14 protein-coding genes and 1 riboswitch are annotated in these 18747 nt (G+C 64.7%); of the genes, 3 read left to right on the plus strand and 11 right to left on the minus strand.

Annotated elements, in window-relative coordinates; translation table 11 throughout:
* Nucleotides 1-939: 939 nt before the first annotated feature.
* From thiH to OKC30_RS13020, 8 genes are all read right to left on the minus strand, one after another.
* Nucleotides 940-2211 carry a 2-iminoacetate synthase ThiH gene (gene thiH / locus OKC30_RS12985; RefSeq protein ID WP_201922227.1) on the minus strand — a complete coding sequence of 424 codons (1272 nt, stop codon included), beginning with the start codon at nt 2209-2211 and terminating at the stop codon, nt 940-942.
* Nucleotides 2208-2975, minus strand: coding sequence for a thiazole synthase (locus OKC30_RS12990; RefSeq protein ID WP_052815867.1), 768 nt, complete (start codon nt 2973-2975; stop codon nt 2208-2210). The genes thiH and OKC30_RS12990 overlap by 4 nt, the downstream gene beginning before the upstream one ends.
* Before the next feature lie 85 nt (nt 2976-3060).
* Nucleotides 3061-3261, minus strand: a complete 201-nt coding sequence (gene thiS / locus OKC30_RS12995) for a sulfur carrier protein ThiS (RefSeq protein WP_039040452.1) — start codon at nt 3259-3261, stop codon at nt 3061-3063.
* 2 nt (nt 3262-3263) lie between these two features.
* Nucleotides 3264-4043 (minus strand): HesA/MoeB/ThiF family protein, encoded by a 780-nt coding sequence (locus OKC30_RS13000; RefSeq protein ID WP_160838142.1) that lies wholly within the window; start codon nt 4041-4043, stop codon nt 3264-3266.
* The gene (gene thiE / locus OKC30_RS13005; RefSeq protein WP_160838140.1) at nt 4033-5640 is read right to left on the minus strand and encodes a thiamine phosphate synthase; all 1608 of its coding nucleotides are present in this window, start codon (nt 5638-5640) and stop codon (nt 4033-4035) included. Before thiE ends, OKC30_RS13000 begins: the two co-directional genes overlap by 11 nt.
* The gene (thiC, locus tag OKC30_RS13010) at nt 5637-7628 is read right to left on the minus strand and encodes a phosphomethylpyrimidine synthase ThiC (protein ID WP_160838138.1); all 1992 of its coding nucleotides are present in this window, start codon (nt 7626-7628) and stop codon (nt 5637-5639) included. The genes thiE and thiC overlap by 4 nt, the downstream gene beginning before the upstream one ends.
* A gap of 263 nt (nt 7629-7891) precedes the next feature.
* Nucleotides 7892-8005: riboswitch (TPP riboswitch) on the minus strand.
* A gap of 62 nt (nt 8006-8067) precedes the next feature.
* A complete protein-coding gene (locus OKC30_RS13015) occupies nt 8068-8556 on the minus strand; it encodes a hypothetical protein (RefSeq protein ID WP_103244130.1) in 489 nt (162 codons plus the stop codon).
* A 78-nt stretch (nt 8557-8634) separates the two neighbouring features.
* Complete coding sequence (locus tag OKC30_RS13020) at nt 8635-9063, minus strand: hypothetical protein (protein WP_029313554.1); 429 nt, start codon at nt 9061-9063, stop codon at nt 8635-8637.
* 90 nt (nt 9064-9153) lie between these two features.
* Between OKC30_RS13020 and OKC30_RS13025 the strand changes: the two genes are divergently transcribed.
* Together OKC30_RS13025 and OKC30_RS13030 are read left to right on the plus strand one after the other, a co-directional pair.
* The gene (locus tag OKC30_RS13025; protein WP_160838136.1) at nt 9154-9822 is read left to right on the plus strand and encodes a response regulator transcription factor; all 669 of its coding nucleotides are present in this window, start codon (nt 9154-9156) and stop codon (nt 9820-9822) included.
* Nucleotides 9819-11075 carry a sensor histidine kinase gene (locus OKC30_RS13030; protein WP_160838134.1) on the plus strand — a complete coding sequence of 419 codons (1257 nt, stop codon included), beginning with the start codon at nt 9819-9821 and terminating at the stop codon, nt 11073-11075. The genes OKC30_RS13025 and OKC30_RS13030 overlap by 4 nt, the downstream gene beginning before the upstream one ends.
* Before the next feature lie 154 nt (nt 11076-11229).
* Here the strand turns inward: OKC30_RS13030 and rimK are convergent, their stop codons facing one another.
* The 3 genes from rimK to metH form a co-directional block, all read right to left on the minus strand.
* Nucleotides 11230-12126: a 30S ribosomal protein S6--L-glutamate ligase gene (gene rimK / locus OKC30_RS13035; RefSeq protein ID WP_010672657.1), complete on the minus strand. Its 897-nt coding sequence runs from the start codon at nt 12124-12126 to the stop codon at nt 11230-11232.
* A 191-nt stretch (nt 12127-12317) separates the two neighbouring features.
* A complete protein-coding gene (locus OKC30_RS13040) occupies nt 12318-13385 on the minus strand; it encodes a Gfo/Idh/MocA family oxidoreductase (RefSeq protein ID WP_270664273.1) in 1068 nt (355 codons plus the stop codon).
* 67 nt (nt 13386-13452) lie between these two features.
* Nucleotides 13453-17148, minus strand: a complete 3696-nt coding sequence (gene metH, locus OKC30_RS13045; RefSeq protein WP_160839222.1) for a methionine synthase — start codon at nt 17146-17148, stop codon at nt 13453-13455.
* Between the two features lie 204 nt (nt 17149-17352).
* Between metH and OKC30_RS13050 the strand changes: the two genes are divergently transcribed.
* Nucleotides 17353-18630: a cation:proton antiporter gene (locus OKC30_RS13050; protein ID WP_041214319.1), complete on the plus strand. Its 1278-nt coding sequence runs from the start codon at nt 17353-17355 to the stop codon at nt 18628-18630.
* Nucleotides 18631-18747 lie beyond the last annotated feature (117 nt).

The raw sequence follows: 18747 nt of genomic DNA on the forward strand, positions 1-18747 counted from the left end.
AAAATTTTAGTCATTTAATATCAATGGGTTACCAGTAAATGCTCTTGTGCCATATGACTTATTCGCACCTTCCCTAGCAGGCTGAGTTTGCGACGTGCTACTTTCTCGTTGGTGGTCATACGGTGACTCCGGATAACACGGTAGGGGTACCGTTTTGTTATCCGGTTTGAAGCCGTATGACCACTCCCTTTTGTGGGCAACTGTCAGGTGAATACCATCTCCATACATTAAAATGAAGCATCGTTCGTGATTGGGGCACCCACTATTTTGAGCACCACATGACTGAGGCGTGGTGTACCCTCGACATGGAAAGGTCTCATTGGTACGACCTTGGTTTCCCCCCCCCCCCTTTTATTCGCTGAGGCTAGCCCGCTTGTCCAGGCCGCGAGACAGGATGTCGAGCGAGCGGCGCCAGACCATGGGCCAAATCGGGCAAGGGCGAGCGCCGCTCGACCCGATTTGGCGCGAGAACAGGGATGTTCGAAGCGGGCTTTGGCCGAAGCCATGGATGGTGAAAGCCAAAGGCCCGTCGGCGCGTGCCGTCGGACAAGCGGGTGAGCCGAAGGAACCCGACGTAAGTCGGGCAAATAAGCGGGGGTGGCCGCTCGATTGGTGACTTTGCTTTGGCCACGCAAAGAAAAGTTACTCGCCCAAGCCCGAAGGGCGGGCGAAAACCCTTCGAGGCCAGCGGCCTCGCGTCCTGCACGGCAAAGCCGTGCCACCACACAACGGCTCCTTCCGCCAACACCATGCCTTGGAACGGACGATTACGCCTGACGGCTCATCGACCCTACGATGGCAATGAAATATCGCATCAAGACCCCTCCCCAGCCCTCCCCTTTGCAGGGGAGGGAGCCAAAGCGTCCCACCAGCAAGGTGTGTGGCCAAACACCGCCCAACCATGCCGGATGCCACCGGCAAAGGGGGGCGTGGCCGCCCCTATCGGCCCAGGAAGGGTTCCCAGTCCTTGAACACCGGCTGCAACCCCGCCTGCCGCACGGCGGCGGCCACTTCCCCCACCGGGCGATCGTCGTGGATGGCGAACTGCTCCAGCTCCTCTTTATCCCCCTCGGCATAGCCCCCCGGTTGGGTGCGCGACTCGGCGGACATCTGGGTGATGCCAAGACGCACCGCGCCGTTGCGAAAGGTGGCGGACTCGCGGGTGGAGAGGGACAAATCCAGCGCGGGCGAGAAGAGACGCCATGCGCAGATAAGCTGGGCCAGTTGGCGATCCGACATGACCACGGCAGGCTCCAGCCCGCCGGTGCAGGGGCGCAGGCGCGGGAAGGAGAGCGAGTAGCGGCTCTGCCAGTGGTGGCGCTCAAGCCAGGCGAGGTGCTCGGCGACAAAGTAGCTGTCAGCGCGCCAGTCCGAGGAGAGACCGATGAGCGCCCCCAGCCCGATCTTGTCGATACCGGCACGGCCGAGCCGATCCGGCGTGGCGAGGCGCCATGCGATGTCCCGCTTGTTGCCGCGCAGGTGATGGCGGGCGTAGGTGGGGGCGTGGTAGGTCTCCTGATAGACCATGACCGAATCGAGGCCGAGGGTTTTCAGCTCGGCGTACTCGGCTTGCGAGAGGGGCTGCACCTCCATCCCCACCGTGCTGAAGTGACGGCGGATGATGGGCAACACCTGCCGAAAATAGGCGAGCCCCACCTTGTGCTCGTGCTCGCCGGTCACCAGCAGCACGCTGTCAAAACCGCGCGCCTTGATGGCCAGACACTCGCGCTCTATCTCCTCGCTATTCAAGGTCTTGCGCTTCAAGCGGTTGCTCATGGAGAAGCCGCAGTAGGTGCAGTCGTTGGCGCACAGGTTCGACAGATAGAGGGGCACATAGAAGCCGATGGTGTTGCCAAAGCGCTGGCGGGTCAGGCGCTCGGCCTCCGCTGCCATCTGCGGCAAATACGCCTCGGCGGCCGGGGAGATCAGCGCCATAAAGTCGGCCAGGGTGCGGCGGGAGGTAGTCAGCGCCCGCTCTACATCGGCGGCGGTCTTGGCGCGGATCTGCATGCCGATATCGTCCCACTCCAGCTCCTGCCATCTATCGAGAAAACTCTCCGACTTTCTCTCAACCCCCTCCCGGCCTCCCCCTTCACAAGGGGGAGGTGTTAATCCGCCCCCCCGATCTCCTACTTCACAAGAGGGCGAAGTCGACACTCCCTCCCCTGGCAAGGGGAGGGTCGGGGTGGGGTCATTGGCATGCTGACTCATAACGCCCCCAGAAAATCGGTAAGCGGGCTGGAGGCTTGCGCCTGCAGGGCGCGGGCGCCGAGACCGGCTTCATAGGCACTGCGCCCGGCGGTGCAGGCCAGCGCAAAGGCGCGGCCCATGGCGATCGGGTCGCCGCTCACCGCGATGGCGGTGTTGACCAGCACGGCATCGGCGCCCAGCTCAAAGGCGGCCGCCGCATGGCTCGGTGCACCGATCCCCGCATCCACCACCACGGGCACATTGGCCTGCTCGACGATGATGGAGAGAAACTCCCGGGTCACCAGCCCCTGATTGGAGCCGATGGGGGCGCCCAGCGGCATCACGGCGGCGCAACCCACCTCTTCGAGCCGTTTGCACAGCACGGGGTCGGCACCGCAGTAGGGCAGCACCACAAAGCCCTCTTTCACCAGCTGTTCGGCGGCTTTCAGCGTCTCGATGGGATCGGGCAAGAGGTAGCGCGGATCGGGGTGGATCTCGAGCTTGAGCCAGTTCGTCCCCAGCGCCTCGCGGGCCAGGTGGGCGGCAAATACCGCCTCGGCGGCGGTCTTGGCCCCCGAGGTGTTGGGCAACAACTTGACCCCGAGTTGCCGAAGGGGCGTGAGGATATCGTCGTGGGCCTTGCCCGGTTCGAGCCGCTTGATGGCCATGGTGACCAGTTGGGAGCCACTTGCCTCGATGGCGGCGGCCATCAGTTCCGGGCGGGCAAACTTGCCGGTGCCGGTAAAGAGGCGCGATGAGAAGGTGTGATCGGCAATCTTGAGCATGTCAGCCTCCGGCCACTGCGATAAGAAGAGATGAAGTGCCGCCGCAAGGCAGAACACGCGAAGATGGGACTGCGAGCATCATGGGTCAGCCTCCGGCAATGGCGGTGAAGAGGTGGAGTTCGTCCCCGTCATTGAGACGGGTCTCGGCCCAGCGGCCACGGGGCAGCACGGCGCCGTTGAGGGCCACCGCTACCCCCTGAGGGGGAATCTCCTGCACCGCCAGCAGCTCAGTCAGGCGCTGGCCGGTGGGCAGCGTCAGCTCGATATCGTTCAATCGGATCTTCATGGTTAATTCTCCTGAGCCGGGTGGGTGCTGCCGCAAACCGGGCAATCGGGGTCGGGAGCCAGCGTGAGGGTCTGCCACTGATGGGTCAACGCATCGAAGCGGCGCAATGTGCCCGCCACCGGGCTCGGCATCCCGAGCAGCAGTTTCAGTGCCTCCAGCGCCTGCAAAGAGCCCATCACCCCCACCAGCGGGCCGGTGACACCGCTGGTCTCGCAGCTCTGACTCACCTTGGTATCCAGCGGATAAAGGCAGGCGTAGCAGGCGTGATCGCTGCTGGTGCGCACCATCAGCTGCCCCTGCCAGCCCACTGCGGCGGCACAGACCCAGGGCTTGCCCTGGGCCACGCAGGCGGCGTTGATGGCCTGGCGGGTGGCGAGGTTGTCGCAGCAGTCGATCACCAGATCCACCTCGGTCACAAACTCCGGCAGGCTGGCGGCATCGAGTCGCTGATTGATGGCAATCAGCTCCACCAGCGGGTTGTGGGCGGCCAAGCGCTCGCGGGCCAGCTCCGCCTTGGAGTGGTTGACCGCCTCGCTATCGAACAGGATCTGGCGCGGCAGGTTGCTGGAGTCCACCGTATCGCCATCGGCCAGCCACAAGGTGCCCACCCCGGCCCCGGCCAGATAGAGGGCGAGCGGCGAGCCAAGCCCGCCCAAGCCCACGATCAGCACGGATTTATCCTTGAGCCGTGCCTGACCGGCTTCCCCAATTTCCGCCAGCATCAGCTGGCGGCCGTATCTCAGATACTCTTTGTCACTAAGAGAAGCGGCATCAGAGCGCATGTTCTGCCTCCCGTATCACGCAGGCCGAGCGCGGTTCATCCCCCGCCCCCACGGCAGCGAGCAGCCGCTCGGTCGCGCCCTGCCAGTCATCGCTCGCCGTGATGGCCGAGACCAGCGCAATGCTGCCGACCCCGCTTACCTTGACCGCCGCCACCCGCTCCTCGCTGATGCCACCGATGGCCACCGTCGGCCACTCCGCCATCAGGGCGCGGTAGTGGTGCAGCCGCGCCAGCCCCTGGGGGCGCGAAGGCATCGCCTTGGTGTTGGTCGGGAAGATATGGCCCAGTGCGATATAGGAGGGGGCAAGCTCGCGGGCCCGCATCAGCTCGAAGTAGCCGTGGGTGGAGATGCCAAGGCGCAGCCCCGCCGCCTGAATGGCGGCGAGATCGGCGGTCTCCATATCCTCCTGCCCCAGATGCACGCCCCAGGCCCCCGCCTCGATGGCTTGCTGCCAGTAGTCGTTGATAAAGAGCCGCGCTCCATGGCGGCGACCGAGCGCGACCGCATCACGAATGGCCGGCGCCACCTCTGTGGCGGGCAGATTCTTGATCCGCAGCTGGATCGTCTTGACCCCGGCCCCCAGCAGGCGTTTGAGCCACTTGACCGAGTCCACCACCGGATAGAGGCCGAGGTTGTGTTCGGTCGGCGCAAAGGGGCCCTGCGGCAGACGGGCGCTGCTTGTTTCATACAATCCGAAGCGGCGATCGAGCGGTGATCCCGCCAGCACGGCACGGGGGAAGTGGGCAAGATCGGCAGGCCAGCCGAGATGGGCGATGGGGCCCGGGCCTGCGCCCACCCCCTGCGCCGCCGCCAAGCCCTGTTGCAGGTAGGCCCGCGCCAGGGTGATGGCGTCCTCCACCGGATAGTCCTGCGCCACCACGGCGGCGATGGCGCTGGCGTAAGCGCAACCGGTGCCGTGACCGTGGCGGGTATCGAGGCGCGGCGCGGCGAGCCAGAATTCGCGGGTCTCATCCTGGTAGTAGTCGAGGCAGAGATCCCCGCCCCATTCAAGGTGGCCCCCCTTGACCAGCACGGCGCGAGCGCCGAGTTCGCGCAGCCGCCGGGCGGCGAGGCGCACCAGCTCGGGACTGGTGGCAGGCAGGCCGGTCAGGGCTTCCAGCTCGGGACCATTGGGGGTGATCAAGGAGAGGCGCGGCAGCAGGTGCTCGCGCACCGCCACCAGCATGCCGGGCTCCGCCATGGGGGTGCCGGTGCTGGCGATGGCCACCGGGTCGTAGACCACGAAGGGAGCCTCAACGGTCGACAACCTGCGTGCCAGCACCTCCACATGCAGCCGGGTCGGCAGCAGGCCTATCTTGATGGCGGCGGGTGGCAGATCCAGCCCCAGGGCATCGATCTGGGCGGCGAAGGTCTGCATCAGCACGGGGTCGACCATCTTCACCGCCACCGAGTTCTGGGCCGTGATGGCGGAGATGACGGAGCAGCCGTGCACGCCGAGGTCATGCATCGTGTGCAAGTCGGCCTGAATGCCGGCCCCGCCGCCGGAGTCGGACCCGGCGATGGTCCAGACCACGGGGCGGGCCTGCGTCACAGGCGACAGGTCGGCGGGGCTGACAGCCCCGCGCTCGCTGCTCACGCCTCCTCCCCTGCGGCCTGCTTCAGGGTCGCCGCCTGATGGTAGATCTCGCCGCCGGTCTCCTTGAAGGTTTCAGCCATGCGGGCCATGCCGCTCTCCACCTGAGCCACTACCTGCTCCTGCTGGCCATCCATGCCGACCAGCTTGATCTCAACGGCCTCCAGCTTTGCTGCGTAGTCACGCACGTCCTGGGTGATCTTCATGGAGCAGAACTTGGGCCCGCACATGGAGCAGAAGTGGGCCACTTTGCCGGACTCCTGAGGCAGGGTCTCGTCGTGGTAGGCGCGGGCGGTGTCGGGATCCAGGGCCAGGTTGAATTGATCCTCCCAGCGGAACTCGAAGCGCGCCTTGGACATGGCGTTGTCGCGGATCTGGGCGCCCGGGTGGCCTTTGGCAAGGTCAGCGGCGTGGGCGGCGATCTTGTAGGTAATCAGCCCCTGCTTCACATCCTCCTTGTTGGGCAGGCCCAGATGCTCCTTGGGGGTCACGTAGCAGAGCATGGCGCAGCCGTACCAGCCGATGAGCGCGGCGCCGATGCCGGAGGTGAAGTGATCGTACCCCGGGGCAATGTCGGTGGTGAGCGGGCCTAGGGTATAGAACGGCGCCTCGTGGCAGTGCTCGAGCTGCTCGGTCATATTGCGCTCGATCATGTGCATGGGTACGTGGCCGGGGCCCTCGATCATCACCTGCACGTCGTACTCCCAGGCAATCTTGGTGAGCTCGCCCAGGGTGCGCAGCTCGGCGAACTGGGCCTCGTCGTTGGCGTCGTAGACGGAGCCCGGACGCAGACCGTCACCCAGCGACAAGCTCACGTCGTAGGCGGCGCAGATCTCGCAGATTTCGCGGAAGTGCTCGTAGAGGAAGTTCTCCTTGTGGTGCGACAGGCACCACTTGGCCATGATGCTGCCACCGCGCGAAACGATGCCGGTGAGGCGCTTGGCGGTCATCGGCACGAAGCGCAGCAAGACGCCTGCGTGGATGGTGAAGTAGTCCACCCCCTGCTCGGCCTGCTCCAGCAGGGTGTCGCGGAACAGCTCCCAGGTGAGATCCTCGGCGATGCCGTTGGTCTTCTCCAGCGCCTGATAGATGGGCACGGTACCGATGGGCACCGGGCTGTTGCGCAGGATCCACTCGCGGGTCTCGTGGATGTAGCGGCCGGTGGAGAGATCCATCACGGTGTCGGCGCCCCAGCGGGTGGACCAGACCAGCTTCTCCACTTCCTCTTCGATGCTGGAAGTGACCGCCGAGTTGCCGATGTTGGCGTTGATCTTCACCAGGAAGTTGCGGCCGATGATCATGGGCTCCGCTTCCGGGTGGTTGATGTTGCTGGGGATGATGGCGCGACCGGCGGCCACCTCATCGCGCACGAACTCGGGGGTGATGTTCTGGGGCAGTCTGGCGCCAAAGCCCTGACCCGGGTGCTGGGTGCGCAAGAGTTCTGAGCGCACCCGCTCGCGGCCCATGTTCTCGCGCAGGGCGATAAATTCCATCTCGGGGGTGACGATGCCTTGGCGGGCATAGTGCAGCTGGGTGACCCGGCGGCCCGGCTTGGCACGGCGGGCGCTCGGCAAATGTTCGAAACGCAGGTGATCCAGCCCCTCGTCCGCCAGCCGCTCCTGAGTGAAGGTGGAGCTCAGCCCGTCCAGCGCGTCGGTGTCAGCACGCTCCAGCACCCAATTCTCCCGCAGGCGCGGCAGACCGCGGCGCACGTCGATGGGGGCGGCCTCTTCCCCATAGGGGCCCGAGGTATCGTAAACCGGCACCGGCTCGTTGGGCTCGAACTGGGGAGCCTCCTTGGTGCCGCCGACGAAGGTGTCGGCCAGCTGGATTTCCCGCAAAGGCACCCGGATGTCAGGGCGAGAACCCTGGATAAAGATGCGGCGGGAGTTGGGGTGAGCCATCCCCTTGAGGTTGTCGATAAAGGTCTGGGCGCTGGAGCGCTGCTCGCGGCGGCTGGATTTGGTGGTATCAGAAACATTGGTAGACATAGCAAAACTCACATTAACTGGTTGAAGTTATGGGTGTTTGCTTGTCTGGAGTTCGAGGAGAAGATGAACTTGCGGCGGGGTGTGCTCGGGGGAGTGAGCCGGGCATGGATCTTCCCTGCTCTGCCGTCCCGGTGTTTCCCTAGTCTGGAAACCCGGCGCCCTAAGGACAACCGGACGGGACAACCTCCCCCTGTGCGCCTGTGCCAGCCAGAGGCGGTCTGCCTCCAGCTGGCGGGAAGGTGTGCCTTCCCCGGCGCGGTAACCCGCAAGTTACCCTTGTTTCCCTTCGCAGGTCTTAACCTGATCAGGTTCCACGGATCCCGAATTAACGGTCTCAGCTTAGCGTCGTTCGACGGTCAGCACTCCGACAAGATGTGCGCCAGTATAAGTGGGGAAATTTAAAGTACAAGCCATTAACAAGGGGAAAGGGAGAGAGGTCTCACTCTTCGGCGTCGAGGGGATCCTCGGGGTCGGGAATGAGGATATCGGTGAGGCGGCCCTCTTCATCCCGGCTCAGCACCAGGCGGCGACCCGGTTGCAGATCGGCGGCGCTGCCGTTGATCCAGCGAGTGTCAGCATCAAACACCAGCACGCCGAGTTCCTGTAGCAGCAATGCCTGCTGATTGTGGGTGAGCAGTCGATCCTCCGCCCGCCGCCAGCTGGCCCCGAGCGCCGGATCCGGCGCCCCGTCGAGCACCCGGATCGTCTCGGCGACGCCGTAGCGGCTCTGGATCGCGAGGTGCATGCCGGGCACGAGTCCGTCCGGCTGCGCCACGCCGTGCAGTTCGGCACTGCCGAGTTCCAGCTCAGCCCCCTGGAATTGCAGGCGCACCCCGTCGTTGTGCTCCAGCTCCACCAGCCAGAGCTCGGCGTCGTCGGCAAAGGTGCAGAAGGGCAACAGCAGCAGGCAGAGTGCGGTTCGGGTCATGGCAGGCGGTCCGGGGTCACGGGGTGAGGTTTAACTATGGCCCCGGACGGGCAATTTTTCCCGGTCCGCCCTGACCGGTCAGTCATCCTCCCGGCACTGGCTCAGGCGCATGCCGTCAAACTTGCACTCCAGCTCCAGCCAGCGTCCCTCGAACGGGGAGAGGCTCCCATCCGAGGTGACATAACCCCAGATCCGTCCCCCTTCCACCGGCCCTTCCAGTTCCATCTCGTCCTCCTCTTCCAGCGCCTCCACCTCGCGAACGAGCCGCCGCGCCCCTGCCGCCGTCTCCTGCACGACCCCTTCCAGATCGACCCAGGTCCCGCCGAGATCGTCCTCATCCAGGCCATCCTTGAAGCGGGTGCGCTCATCGATCACGAAGGGAATGCCGTTGACCATCAACTGGCCAAGCTGCCAGGTGGTGCGGCCCGTGAGCTTGAACTCGGCCGCCTGCACCAGACCAAAAGGCAATAGAATCAATAACCAGAAGGCGCAGAGAGACTTCTTCATCGTGGATCCTCGGGGTTACACTGGCACACAGGATGACCCATCCGGTGTGAAATGGCCGTGAAATAGCGGCACAGACCAGGAGATCAGAGCATGAAAATACTGGTGGTGGAAGATAGTCCCCAGGTGGCGGAGACCATCATGGACTATCTGGCGCTGGCCGGGCACAGGGTGGATTGCGCCTATCATGGCCAGGCCGCCCTGCAACTGCTGGCCCAGGAGCGCTTCGACGTCATCATCATGGACGTCATGATGCCGCGCCTCGACGGCCTGCGTACCGTGGAGCGGCTGCGTGCGGACGGCATCGCGACCCCGGTGCTCTTTCTCACCGCCCGTGACAGCCTGGAGGACAAGCTGGCAGGCTTTCGGGCGGGGGGCGACGACTATCTGGTCAAGCCGTTCGCCATGGAGGAGCTGGAGGTGCGCCTGGAGGCCCTCAGCCTGCGTGGCCCCAGAGGGGACATGGGCGTCCTCGGCTTTGGCGATCTGACGGTGGATCCCGCCAGCGGCCGCGCCACCCGCGCCGGGGTCGAGCTCAAGCTCGGCAAGATCCCGTTCCAGATCCTCACCCTGCTGGTGAAGCGCGCGCCCCAGCTGGTGACGCGCCAGGAGGTGCTCGACACCGTCTGGGGCGACGAGGAGCCCGACTCAGACGCCCTGCGCAGCCACATCTATGCCCTGCGCAGCGCCCTCGACAAGCCCTTCCCCACCCCCATGCTGGAGACCATGCACGGCCAGGGCTACCGGCTGGTGACCCCATGACGAACCCGACGCCGCCCCTTGCCTCCGGTCTGCCGAGCCTGCGCCGGCGCCTGGTGCTGGCGCTGGGAGGGGCCGGTCTGCTGCTGCTGGTGATCCTGAGCCTGCTGATGGTGGTGGCCGAGAACAAGATGGAGGAGCTGAGCCTGCGCCACTGGCTGGAGGCGGAGGCAACCCGCTATGACGACGACTGGTTGCGCCTCGGCATGGCGGCCCCCGCCCCCAGCCCGCGCCAGTTCTCCAGCTACTGGACAGAGGCGGGCCGCCTGCCCGCCTGGCTCAAGGCCTACCAGAGCCCCGGCTTCTTCGAGCATCAGCTGGGCCGGGAGGACAAGCACTTCCTGGTACGCGCCCACCCCTCGGGTCAGGGGCTGCTCTATCTGGTGTTCAACGACGATGCGGACGACTACCTCGACCCTTACGAAGCCAAGCTGCATCTGGTGACCCGCCTCATCGGCCTGGCCCTGCTGCTGGGGAGCCTCGCCTTCGGCATCTGGCTGGTGCGTCACATCACCAGGCCGCTGGAGCGGCTGCGCCAGCGGGTCGCCCACCTCACCCCGGATCAGGGGGACTTCGTGCCCGATGCTCCCTGGCAGGAGCTGCGAGAGATAGAGCAGGCGCTGCTGGCGGGCAAGCACGAGGTAGCCGCCGTGTTTGCCCGTGAACAGGAGTTCAGCCGCTTTGCCAGCCACGAGCTGCGCACCCCCAACATGGTGATCCAGGGATCCGCGGCCCTGCTCGGCAAGGTGAATGACCTGCCCGCCCCGGCAGCCCGCGCCGTCAGCCGCATCCGCGCCGCCGCCGACGAGATGGCCCTGCTCACCGAAACCTTCCTGCTGCTGGGACGCAAGGAGGCCGTGGAGCGCCCGCCCCAGCAGGTGGCGCCGCTCATTCGCCGGGAACTGACCCGCCTCGCCCCCCTGCTGCAACGGGAGACGCTGAACATTCGCCTGCAACTGGACGAGGAGAGCGAGGTGAAGGCCCCCCTCTCCCTGCTCGCCATCGCCCTCGGCAACCTCTTGAAAAACGCCCTGAGCTACGCCGAGGGGCACATCGAGATCACCCTGCATGAGCAGGTGCTCACCATCAGCAACCCCACCGCCGCCGCGCCGGATCAGATCCTCGGCTACGGCTGCGGTCTCACCATCATCCAGCGCATCTGCGAGAAGCTGGGCTGGCAGATTGAGACCCACCTGGTGGATGGGGTCTTCAGCGCCCGGCTGGTGATGATCCCCGGCGCCCCCGGGGCGGTATAACCCCCTCATCCCCGGCCCTTCTCTCCGGCTGTTCAACACAGTGGGAGAAGGGAGACACTTCCCGGCAAGCCCGCAGCCTTCCAGCCCCCCCTCCAGATAGCAACAAGGCGCCCGAGGGCGCCCTGTGCTTACCTGTCTGACACTCGTTTGGGGCTCATTCCGCCGGCTTGTGCTTGCGGCTCGCCTTGAGCTCGAGGAACTCGATGATCTTGCCCGCCACGTCCTTGCCGGAGGCGGCTTCCACCCCCTGCAGACCGGGGGAGGAGTTCACCTCCAGCACCAGCGGGCCGCGGGCGCTACGCAGAATATCCACCCCGGCCACGTCCAGCCCCATGATCTTGGCGGCCTGCACGGCGGTGGCACGCTCTTCCGGCGTGATCTTGATGGCTTCGGCGGTGCCGCCCCGGTGCAGGTTGGAGCGAAACTCCCCCGGCTGGGCCTGGCGGCGCATGGCGGCCACCACCTTGCCGTTGACCACCAGGCAGCGGATATCGGCGCCGTTGGCCTCGCGGATGTACTCCTGCACCAGGATATTGTTGTTGGTCTGGATAAAGGCCTCGATGACGCTCTCCGCGGCCTTCTGGGTCTCACACAGCACCACGCCAATCCCCTGTGTGCCCTCCAGCAGCTTCACCACCAGGGGGGCGCCCCCCACCATGGTGATGAGATCCGGTACGTCGTGGGTGCTGTGGGCATAGCCGGTCACCGGCAGGCCGATGCCGTGGCGGGAGAGCAACTGCATGGCGCGCAGCTTGTCCCGGGAGCGGGAGATGGCCACCGAGCTGTTGAGGGCCATGGTGCTCATCATCTCGAACTGGCGCAGCACGGCGGTGCCATAGAAGGTGATGCTGGCACCGATGCGCGGGATCACTGCGTCATAGCTCTCCAGCTCCCGTCCTTCGTAATGGATGGAGGGGCTGTGGGAGGCGATGTTCATGTAGCAGCGCAGGGTGTCGAGCACCTCGACCTGGTGCCCACGGGCCCGGGCCACCTCGACCAGACGGCGGGTGGAGTAGTTGTTGGGCTCACGGGATAAAATGGCAATATTCATGGAAATGGCAGACCTGATAATCGGACTGGAGAGTATAAGGTGCCATGAACGACTGGCAACGCCAATCCTTTCCCCTCACCATGCGCGGCTCTGCAAGAACAGGCAAAAACCGAGAGTGCTGCACTCAAGAACGGACCGTTCTGCAAGACGGCGCCAGCCACCAGCCCTCATGCCGGATGGCGCCAGCGACGTCAATGGGGGCCGCGCAGCCCTTGCTGCAACTCAAGCAGCAGGGCGACCTCCTGCAAACGGCGCGCCGTGGTGCCGGTCCAGCCTCCCAAAGGCACGGGGGCCAGCAGGGTCTGGGCGATACAGTGGCGATAGAGGGGCCCCTCATGTTGCCAGCCCCGCATCCCGTCGACATCGTGATGGTGCAACCACTCCAGGTTGCCGCAGCGAAGCAGCTCGATGCGCCGCCCATCCTTGAGGTGCAGGCAAAGCCCCTTCTTCTCCACCCCGGGACCGGCATACTTGTCGAGCCAGAGGGTCAGGGGCACCCCTGCCGCCTCGCCGCGCAGGCAGGCCCGCCCCTCGGCGGTCTCCAGATCCCCGCGCCGGATGGGCTGCCCCAGCCGGTCGCAGACGCCCTCCGCGATCAGGTGCAGGCGGTCGTCCCCACCCAGGGCCACCAGCAGTTCCCGGACCATCGCCAGCAGATGGGTGCCGATGTCGAGGATCACTCCGTCTGGATGGCGCAGGACCCGCCGATCCGACTCCCCGGTGGCGAAGTTGAGGGCATAGGGATGCCCTGCCTCGTCCAGGCCGCAGGGTTCCAGCAAAAAGCCCTCCACCGCGCTGATATCGGCGAGGGTGGCCAGCCCGACACCGGCGCAGCCTGGTTCCCGAGGCTGCCAGCCTTCATCCAGTTTACCGCTCAGCAGCAACTGCTGGACGGCATTGCGGGCCATCCAGTGATCCAGCGCCAGCACCCTGGCCGCGACCTCGGGGTCCGCCAGCAGGGCGCGCAGACGATCGTGCTGGGCCAGGGTGGCCACCACGGGTTTCTCCACCAGGATGAGGGGAATGGCGCTGGCCAGTGCCTGCTCCAGCACAGGCAGATGCAGCAGGGAAGGGGTGGCGATCACCAGCCGATCCAGGGGTTCGGCCAGCAGGGCTTCCAGGGTCGGCGCAGACATGACGCCGGGCAGGGTGATGGCGGGATCAAAACCCCATATCTTGGGATTTTCCGCCAGTGCGGCGAGTGTAGGCAGATAGGCTGTCTGCACCACGGCCCCCAGACCGACAAATCCAATCTTCATGGCAACCTCGATATGGCGTGCGTACCCGGCGTCTGCCCCGCACTTCGTGAGGCGGGGCAGACGGGGATCAATGCAGGTTGGGCCCCAGCCAGCGTTCGGCCTCTGCCAGGGTCATCCCCTTGCGCATGGCGTAGTCTTCCACCTGATCCTGCTGGATCTGGGCCACGGCGAAGTATTTGCTCTCGGGGTGGGAGAAGTACCAGCCGGATACCGCCGCCCCCGGCCACATGGCGTAGGACTCGGTGAGCTGCATACCGATGGCCTGCTCCACGTCCAGCAGCTCCCAGATGCTCCCCTTCTCGGTGTGCTCCGGGCAGGCCGGGTAGCCCGGCGCCGGACGTATCCCCTGATAATTTTCGCGGATAAGCTCTTCGTTGCTGAGCGCCTCGTCCGGGGCATAGCCCCAGTGCACTTTGCGCACCTGCTCGTGGAGGTATTCGGCAAAGGCCTCGGCGAGGCGATCGCACACCGCCTGGATGAGAATGGCGTTGTAGTCGTCGTGGTCCGCCTTGTAGGCCTTGGCGATGGCCTCCTCGCCGATGCCGCCGGTCACCGCGAAGGCGCCGATCCAGTCGGGCTTGCCGCTCTCTTTTGGCGCCACATAGTCCGCCAGACAGTAGTTGGGGAAGCCCTGCTTCTCGCTCTGCTGGCGCAGGTGGTGCAGCACTTTTTTCACTTCAGTGCGGGACTCGTCGGTGTAAACCTCGATGCTGTCCCCCACGGCGTTGGCGGGGAACAGGCCGACGATGCCGGCGCAGCGCACGCTCTGATCCTTCTCCAGCTGGTCCAGCATGGCGTTGGCGTCGGCGTAGAGGCGCGTCGCTTCCTCCCCCACGACGTCATCCTCCAGAATGCGGGGGAACTTGCCCGCCAGCTCCCAGCTCAGGAAAAACGGCGTCCAGTCGATGTAGGGGCGCAGCACAGAGATGGGCACGTTTTCGAAGGTCTGCACGCCGGGCTCCCGGGGCGCGGGGGGCTCATAACCGACCCAGTCCAGCTGATGGCGGTTGGCCCGGGCATGGGCCAGGGAAACCGGCTTGGAGCGCGGCTGCTTGCGGGCATGCTGCTCGCGGGCAATCTCGTACTCCTTGTCGATGCGGGCCACGAAGGCGGGCTTGAGCTCCGGGCTCAGCAGGCTCTGGGCCACCCCCACGGCGCGGGAGGCGTTGGAAACATAGACCACGGGCTCGGAGTAGTTCTGCTCTATCTTCACCGCGGTGTGGGCCTTGGAAGTGGTGGCACCGCCGATGAGCAGCGGCAGCTTGAACCCCTGACGCTCCATCTCCTTTGCTACGTGCACCATCTCGTCCAGGGACGGAGTGATGAGGCCCGACAGGCCGATGATGTCGGCGTTCACTTCCCGGGCCGTCTTGAGGATGGTCTCGCAGGAGACCATGACCCCGAGATCCACGATCTCGAAGTTGTTGCACTGGAGCACCACCCCGACGATGTTCTTGCCGATGTCGTGCACGTCGCCCTTGACGGTGGCCAGCACGATTTTGCCGTTGCTGGAGCCGCCGGACTTCTCCGCCTCGATGTAAGGCTGCAGGTAGGCCACCGCCCGCTTCATCACCCGGGCCGACTTCACCACCTGGGGCAGGAACATCTTGCCGGCGCCGAACAGATCGCCCACCACGTTCATGCCGTCCATCAGCGGCCCCTCGATGACGTGCAGCGGCTTCTCGGCCTGGGCGCGCGCCTCCTCGGTATCCTCCTCGATGAAATCAGTGATCCCCTTGACCAGGGCGTGTTCGAGCCGCTTGCCCACCGGCCAGCTGCGCCACTCCTGATCCCGCGGATCCTCCGCCTGGGCACCCGCGCCGCGATACTTCTCTGCGATGGCCAGCAGCGCCTCGGTGGCGTTGTCGTTGAGGTTCAGCACCACCGCCTCGACCTTCTCTTTGAGCTCGGCCGGGATGTCTTCGTAGATGGCAAGCTGGCCCGCGTTGACGATCCCCATGTCCATGCCGTTCCTGATGGCGTGGTAGAGGAAGACAGCGTGGATGGCTTCGCGCACCGGCTCGTTGCCACGGAAGGAGAAGGAGACGTTGGAGACGCCGCCGGAGATCATGGCGTGGGGCAGGTGCGTTTTGATGTCCTTCACCGCCTCGATGAAGTCCACCGCGTAGTTGTTGTGCTCGTCGATGCCGGTCGCCACCGCGAAGATGTTGGGGTCGAAGATGATGTCTTCCGGCGGGAAGCCGACGCGGTCCACCAGAATGCGGTAGGCGCGCTGGCAGATCTCGAACTTGCGGGCCCGGGTATCGGCCTGGCCCACCTCGTCGAACGCCATGACGATGACGGCGGCGCCGTAGCGGCGCAGCAGTTTCGCCTGCTCGATGAATTTGTCCTCCCCCTCCTTCATGGAGATGGAGTTGACCACCGGCTTGCCCTGCACGCACTTGAGGCCCGCCTCCAGCACCTCCCACTTGGAGGAGTCGATCATCACCGGCACCCGGGCGATGTCCGGTTCCCCGGCGATGAGGTTCAGGAAGCGCACCATGGCCGCCTCGGCGTCCAGCATCCCCTCATCCATGTTGATGTCGATGATCTGGGCGCCGTTTTCCACCTGCTGCTTGGCCACATCCAGGGCCTCGTCGTAGAGCCCTTCTTTTATCAAGCGCTTGAACTTGGCCGAGCCGGTGACGTTGGTCCGCTCACCCACGTTCACGAACATGGAGTCCGCCGTGATGATGAGAGGCTCCAGGCCCGACAACCGACAGGCCACCGGCAGATCCGGCAGGGCGCGGGGTGTGATGCCCGCCACGGCGTCCGCCATGGCACGGATGTGGGTCGGGGTGGTGCCGCAGCAGCCGCCCACCAGGTTGAGAAAGCCGCTCGAAGCCCACTCGCGGATATGCTCCGCCATCTCGACCGCGTCCAGATCGTACTCGCCAAACGCATTGGGCAGACCGGCGTTGGGGTGGGCGCTGACATGGGTCTCGCTGATGCGGGACAGCTCCTCCACGTATTGGCGCAGCTCGTCCGGCCCCAGCGCACAGTTGAGGCCGAAGGAGACCGGTTTGACGTGGCGAAGGGAGTGGTAGAAGGCCTCGGTGGTCTGGCCCGAGAGAGTACGACCGGAGGCGTCCGTGATGGTGCCGGAGATCATCACCGGCAGGCTGTAACCCAGCTCCTCGAACACCAGGTCCACCGCGAAGGCGGCCGCCTTGGCGTTGAGGGTGTCGAAGATGGTCTCGATCAGGATGATGTCGGCACCGCCCTCGATGAGGGCGTGGGTCGATTCGGTGTAGGCGGCCACCAGCTCGTCATAGGTGACGTTGCGCTTGCCCGGATCGTTCACGTCCGGCGAGATGGAGGCGGTACGGTTGGTGGGGCCCAGAACCCCTGCCACAAAGCGCGGTTTCGCCGGGTCCTTGGCGGTCCACTCGTCCGCCACGGCGCGGGCCAGGCGGGCCGCCTCCCGGTTTATCTCGGCCGAGAGCGCTTCCATCTCGTAGTCCGCCATGGCGATGCGGGTGGCGTTGAAGGTGTTGGTCTCGAGGATGTCGGCCCCGGCGGCACAATACTGGTCGTGGATCTCGCGAATGACGGCGGGACGGCTCAACACCAGCAGGTCGTTGTTGCCCTTGATGTCGGTATGCCAGTCGGCAAACCGCTCCCCCCGATAGTCCGCCTCACCGAGTTTGTAACCCTGGATCATGGTGCCCATGGCCCCGTCGATGATCAGGATCCGCTCCTTGAGACAGGCTTCCAGCCTGGTTGTGACATCTGCTTTCTTGTTCGACTCTCTGCTCGACACCGCTCGTACCCCTTACATCCATGCAACTGCGTGATGCCCATCCTAGCAGCAATCAAATCAAATGGAAATCTAGCCGTCTATCTGTCCGTGGTGACGATTAAATATAACCATAAATAGGTAATGAGCATGATCTAACCCGGGAGTACCCTATGCCCGTCCTCAAGAGGGATACGTGCTTGCTGTTTACCAAAGAGAAAAATAACTATGAGCGTCTACTACACACTCTGCTTCCTGGCAGCGTTGGCGATCTTCATCGCCTTTGCCAACCAGTATGTTGTGAAGATCCAGACCACCATCGCCATCACTGCGGGCTCCATGCTGATCTCCGCGCTGCTGGTGCTGTTTGGCAAACTGGGTTGGTTCAATCTGGAGCCTCTCGCCATCAAGACCATGGAGAGCATCGACTTCCAGAACTTCCTGTTGAAGGGGATCCTGGGCTTCCTGCTGTTCGCCGGCGGGCTTGGCATCAACCTCAAGGCGTTGCGTAGCCAGAAGTGGGAAATCACCATTCTGGCCATAGCCGCCACCCTGCTCTCCACCTTCCTCATCGGCTACGGCTTCTGGTTCATCGCCAAGCTGCTGGGCTGGGATGTGCCGCTGGTCTACTGCATGTTGTTCGGTGCCCTGATCTCCCCCACCGACCCCATCGCCGTACTGGCCATCGTCAAAAAGATGAAGGCGCCACCCCAGATCGCCATCCAGATCGAGGGGGAATCCCTGTTCAACGACGGTGTCGGTCTGGTCATCTTCGCCACCGTGTTTGCCGTGGCCTTTGGCGGCGTGGAGCCCACCTTCGGCAGCGTGGCCGGTCTGTTCCTGCATGAGGCTCTCGGCGGCATCCTGTTCGGTGCCGTGCTGGGTCTCATCGCCCACGTGATGATCAGCGCCACCGACGACGGCTCCCTGGAGCTGCTGCTGACCCTCTGCATCCCGACCGCGGGCTTCGCCTTCGCCAACATGATCGGCGTCTCCGGCGCCCTGGCCATGGTGGTGACCGGCATCATGATCGGCAACTGGACCCGTCATTCCGGCTTCTCCGAGCAGAGCCAGCACCACCTGGATCACTTCTGGGAGTTGATGGATCAGTTCCTCAACGCCCTGCTGTTCCTGCTGATCGGTCTGGCACTGGTGCTGCTGGACCTCGACTGGCGCGACTGGATCCTGCTGGTCATCGCGGTGCCGCTCTGCCTGGCTGCCCGCTTCATCAGCGTCTCCCTGCCCTATGTGACGTTCCGCAAGTTCCGCAGCTACAACACCTTCTCGGTGCGCATCCTCACCTGGGGCGGCCTGCGTGGCGGTCTGGCCATGGCCATGGCCCTGGCACTGCCATCCGGTGTCATGATGATCCCGGAGCACAACGTCGATCTGCGCCAGGTGATCCTGGTGATGACCTACTCGGTGGTGATGTTCTCCATCGTGGTACAGGGCATGACCATTACCCCCATGATCACCGCCGCCAAGAAGGCCTGCGGCGACGCCTGAGCCCGTCCCTGACCGGCAATGAAAAGGGCTCCCTCGGGAGTAATGCCAGTCAGTTAAGCCTGACTGGCATTGTTTTTACTAGGTTTTCTCGTCGCATACTTCTGTGGTTTGGCTTTG

Source organism: Aeromonas sp. QDB18 (assembly GCF_027705325.1).
GTDB classification, from domain to species: domain Bacteria; phylum Pseudomonadota; class Gammaproteobacteria; order Enterobacterales; family Aeromonadaceae; genus Aeromonas; species Aeromonas caviae.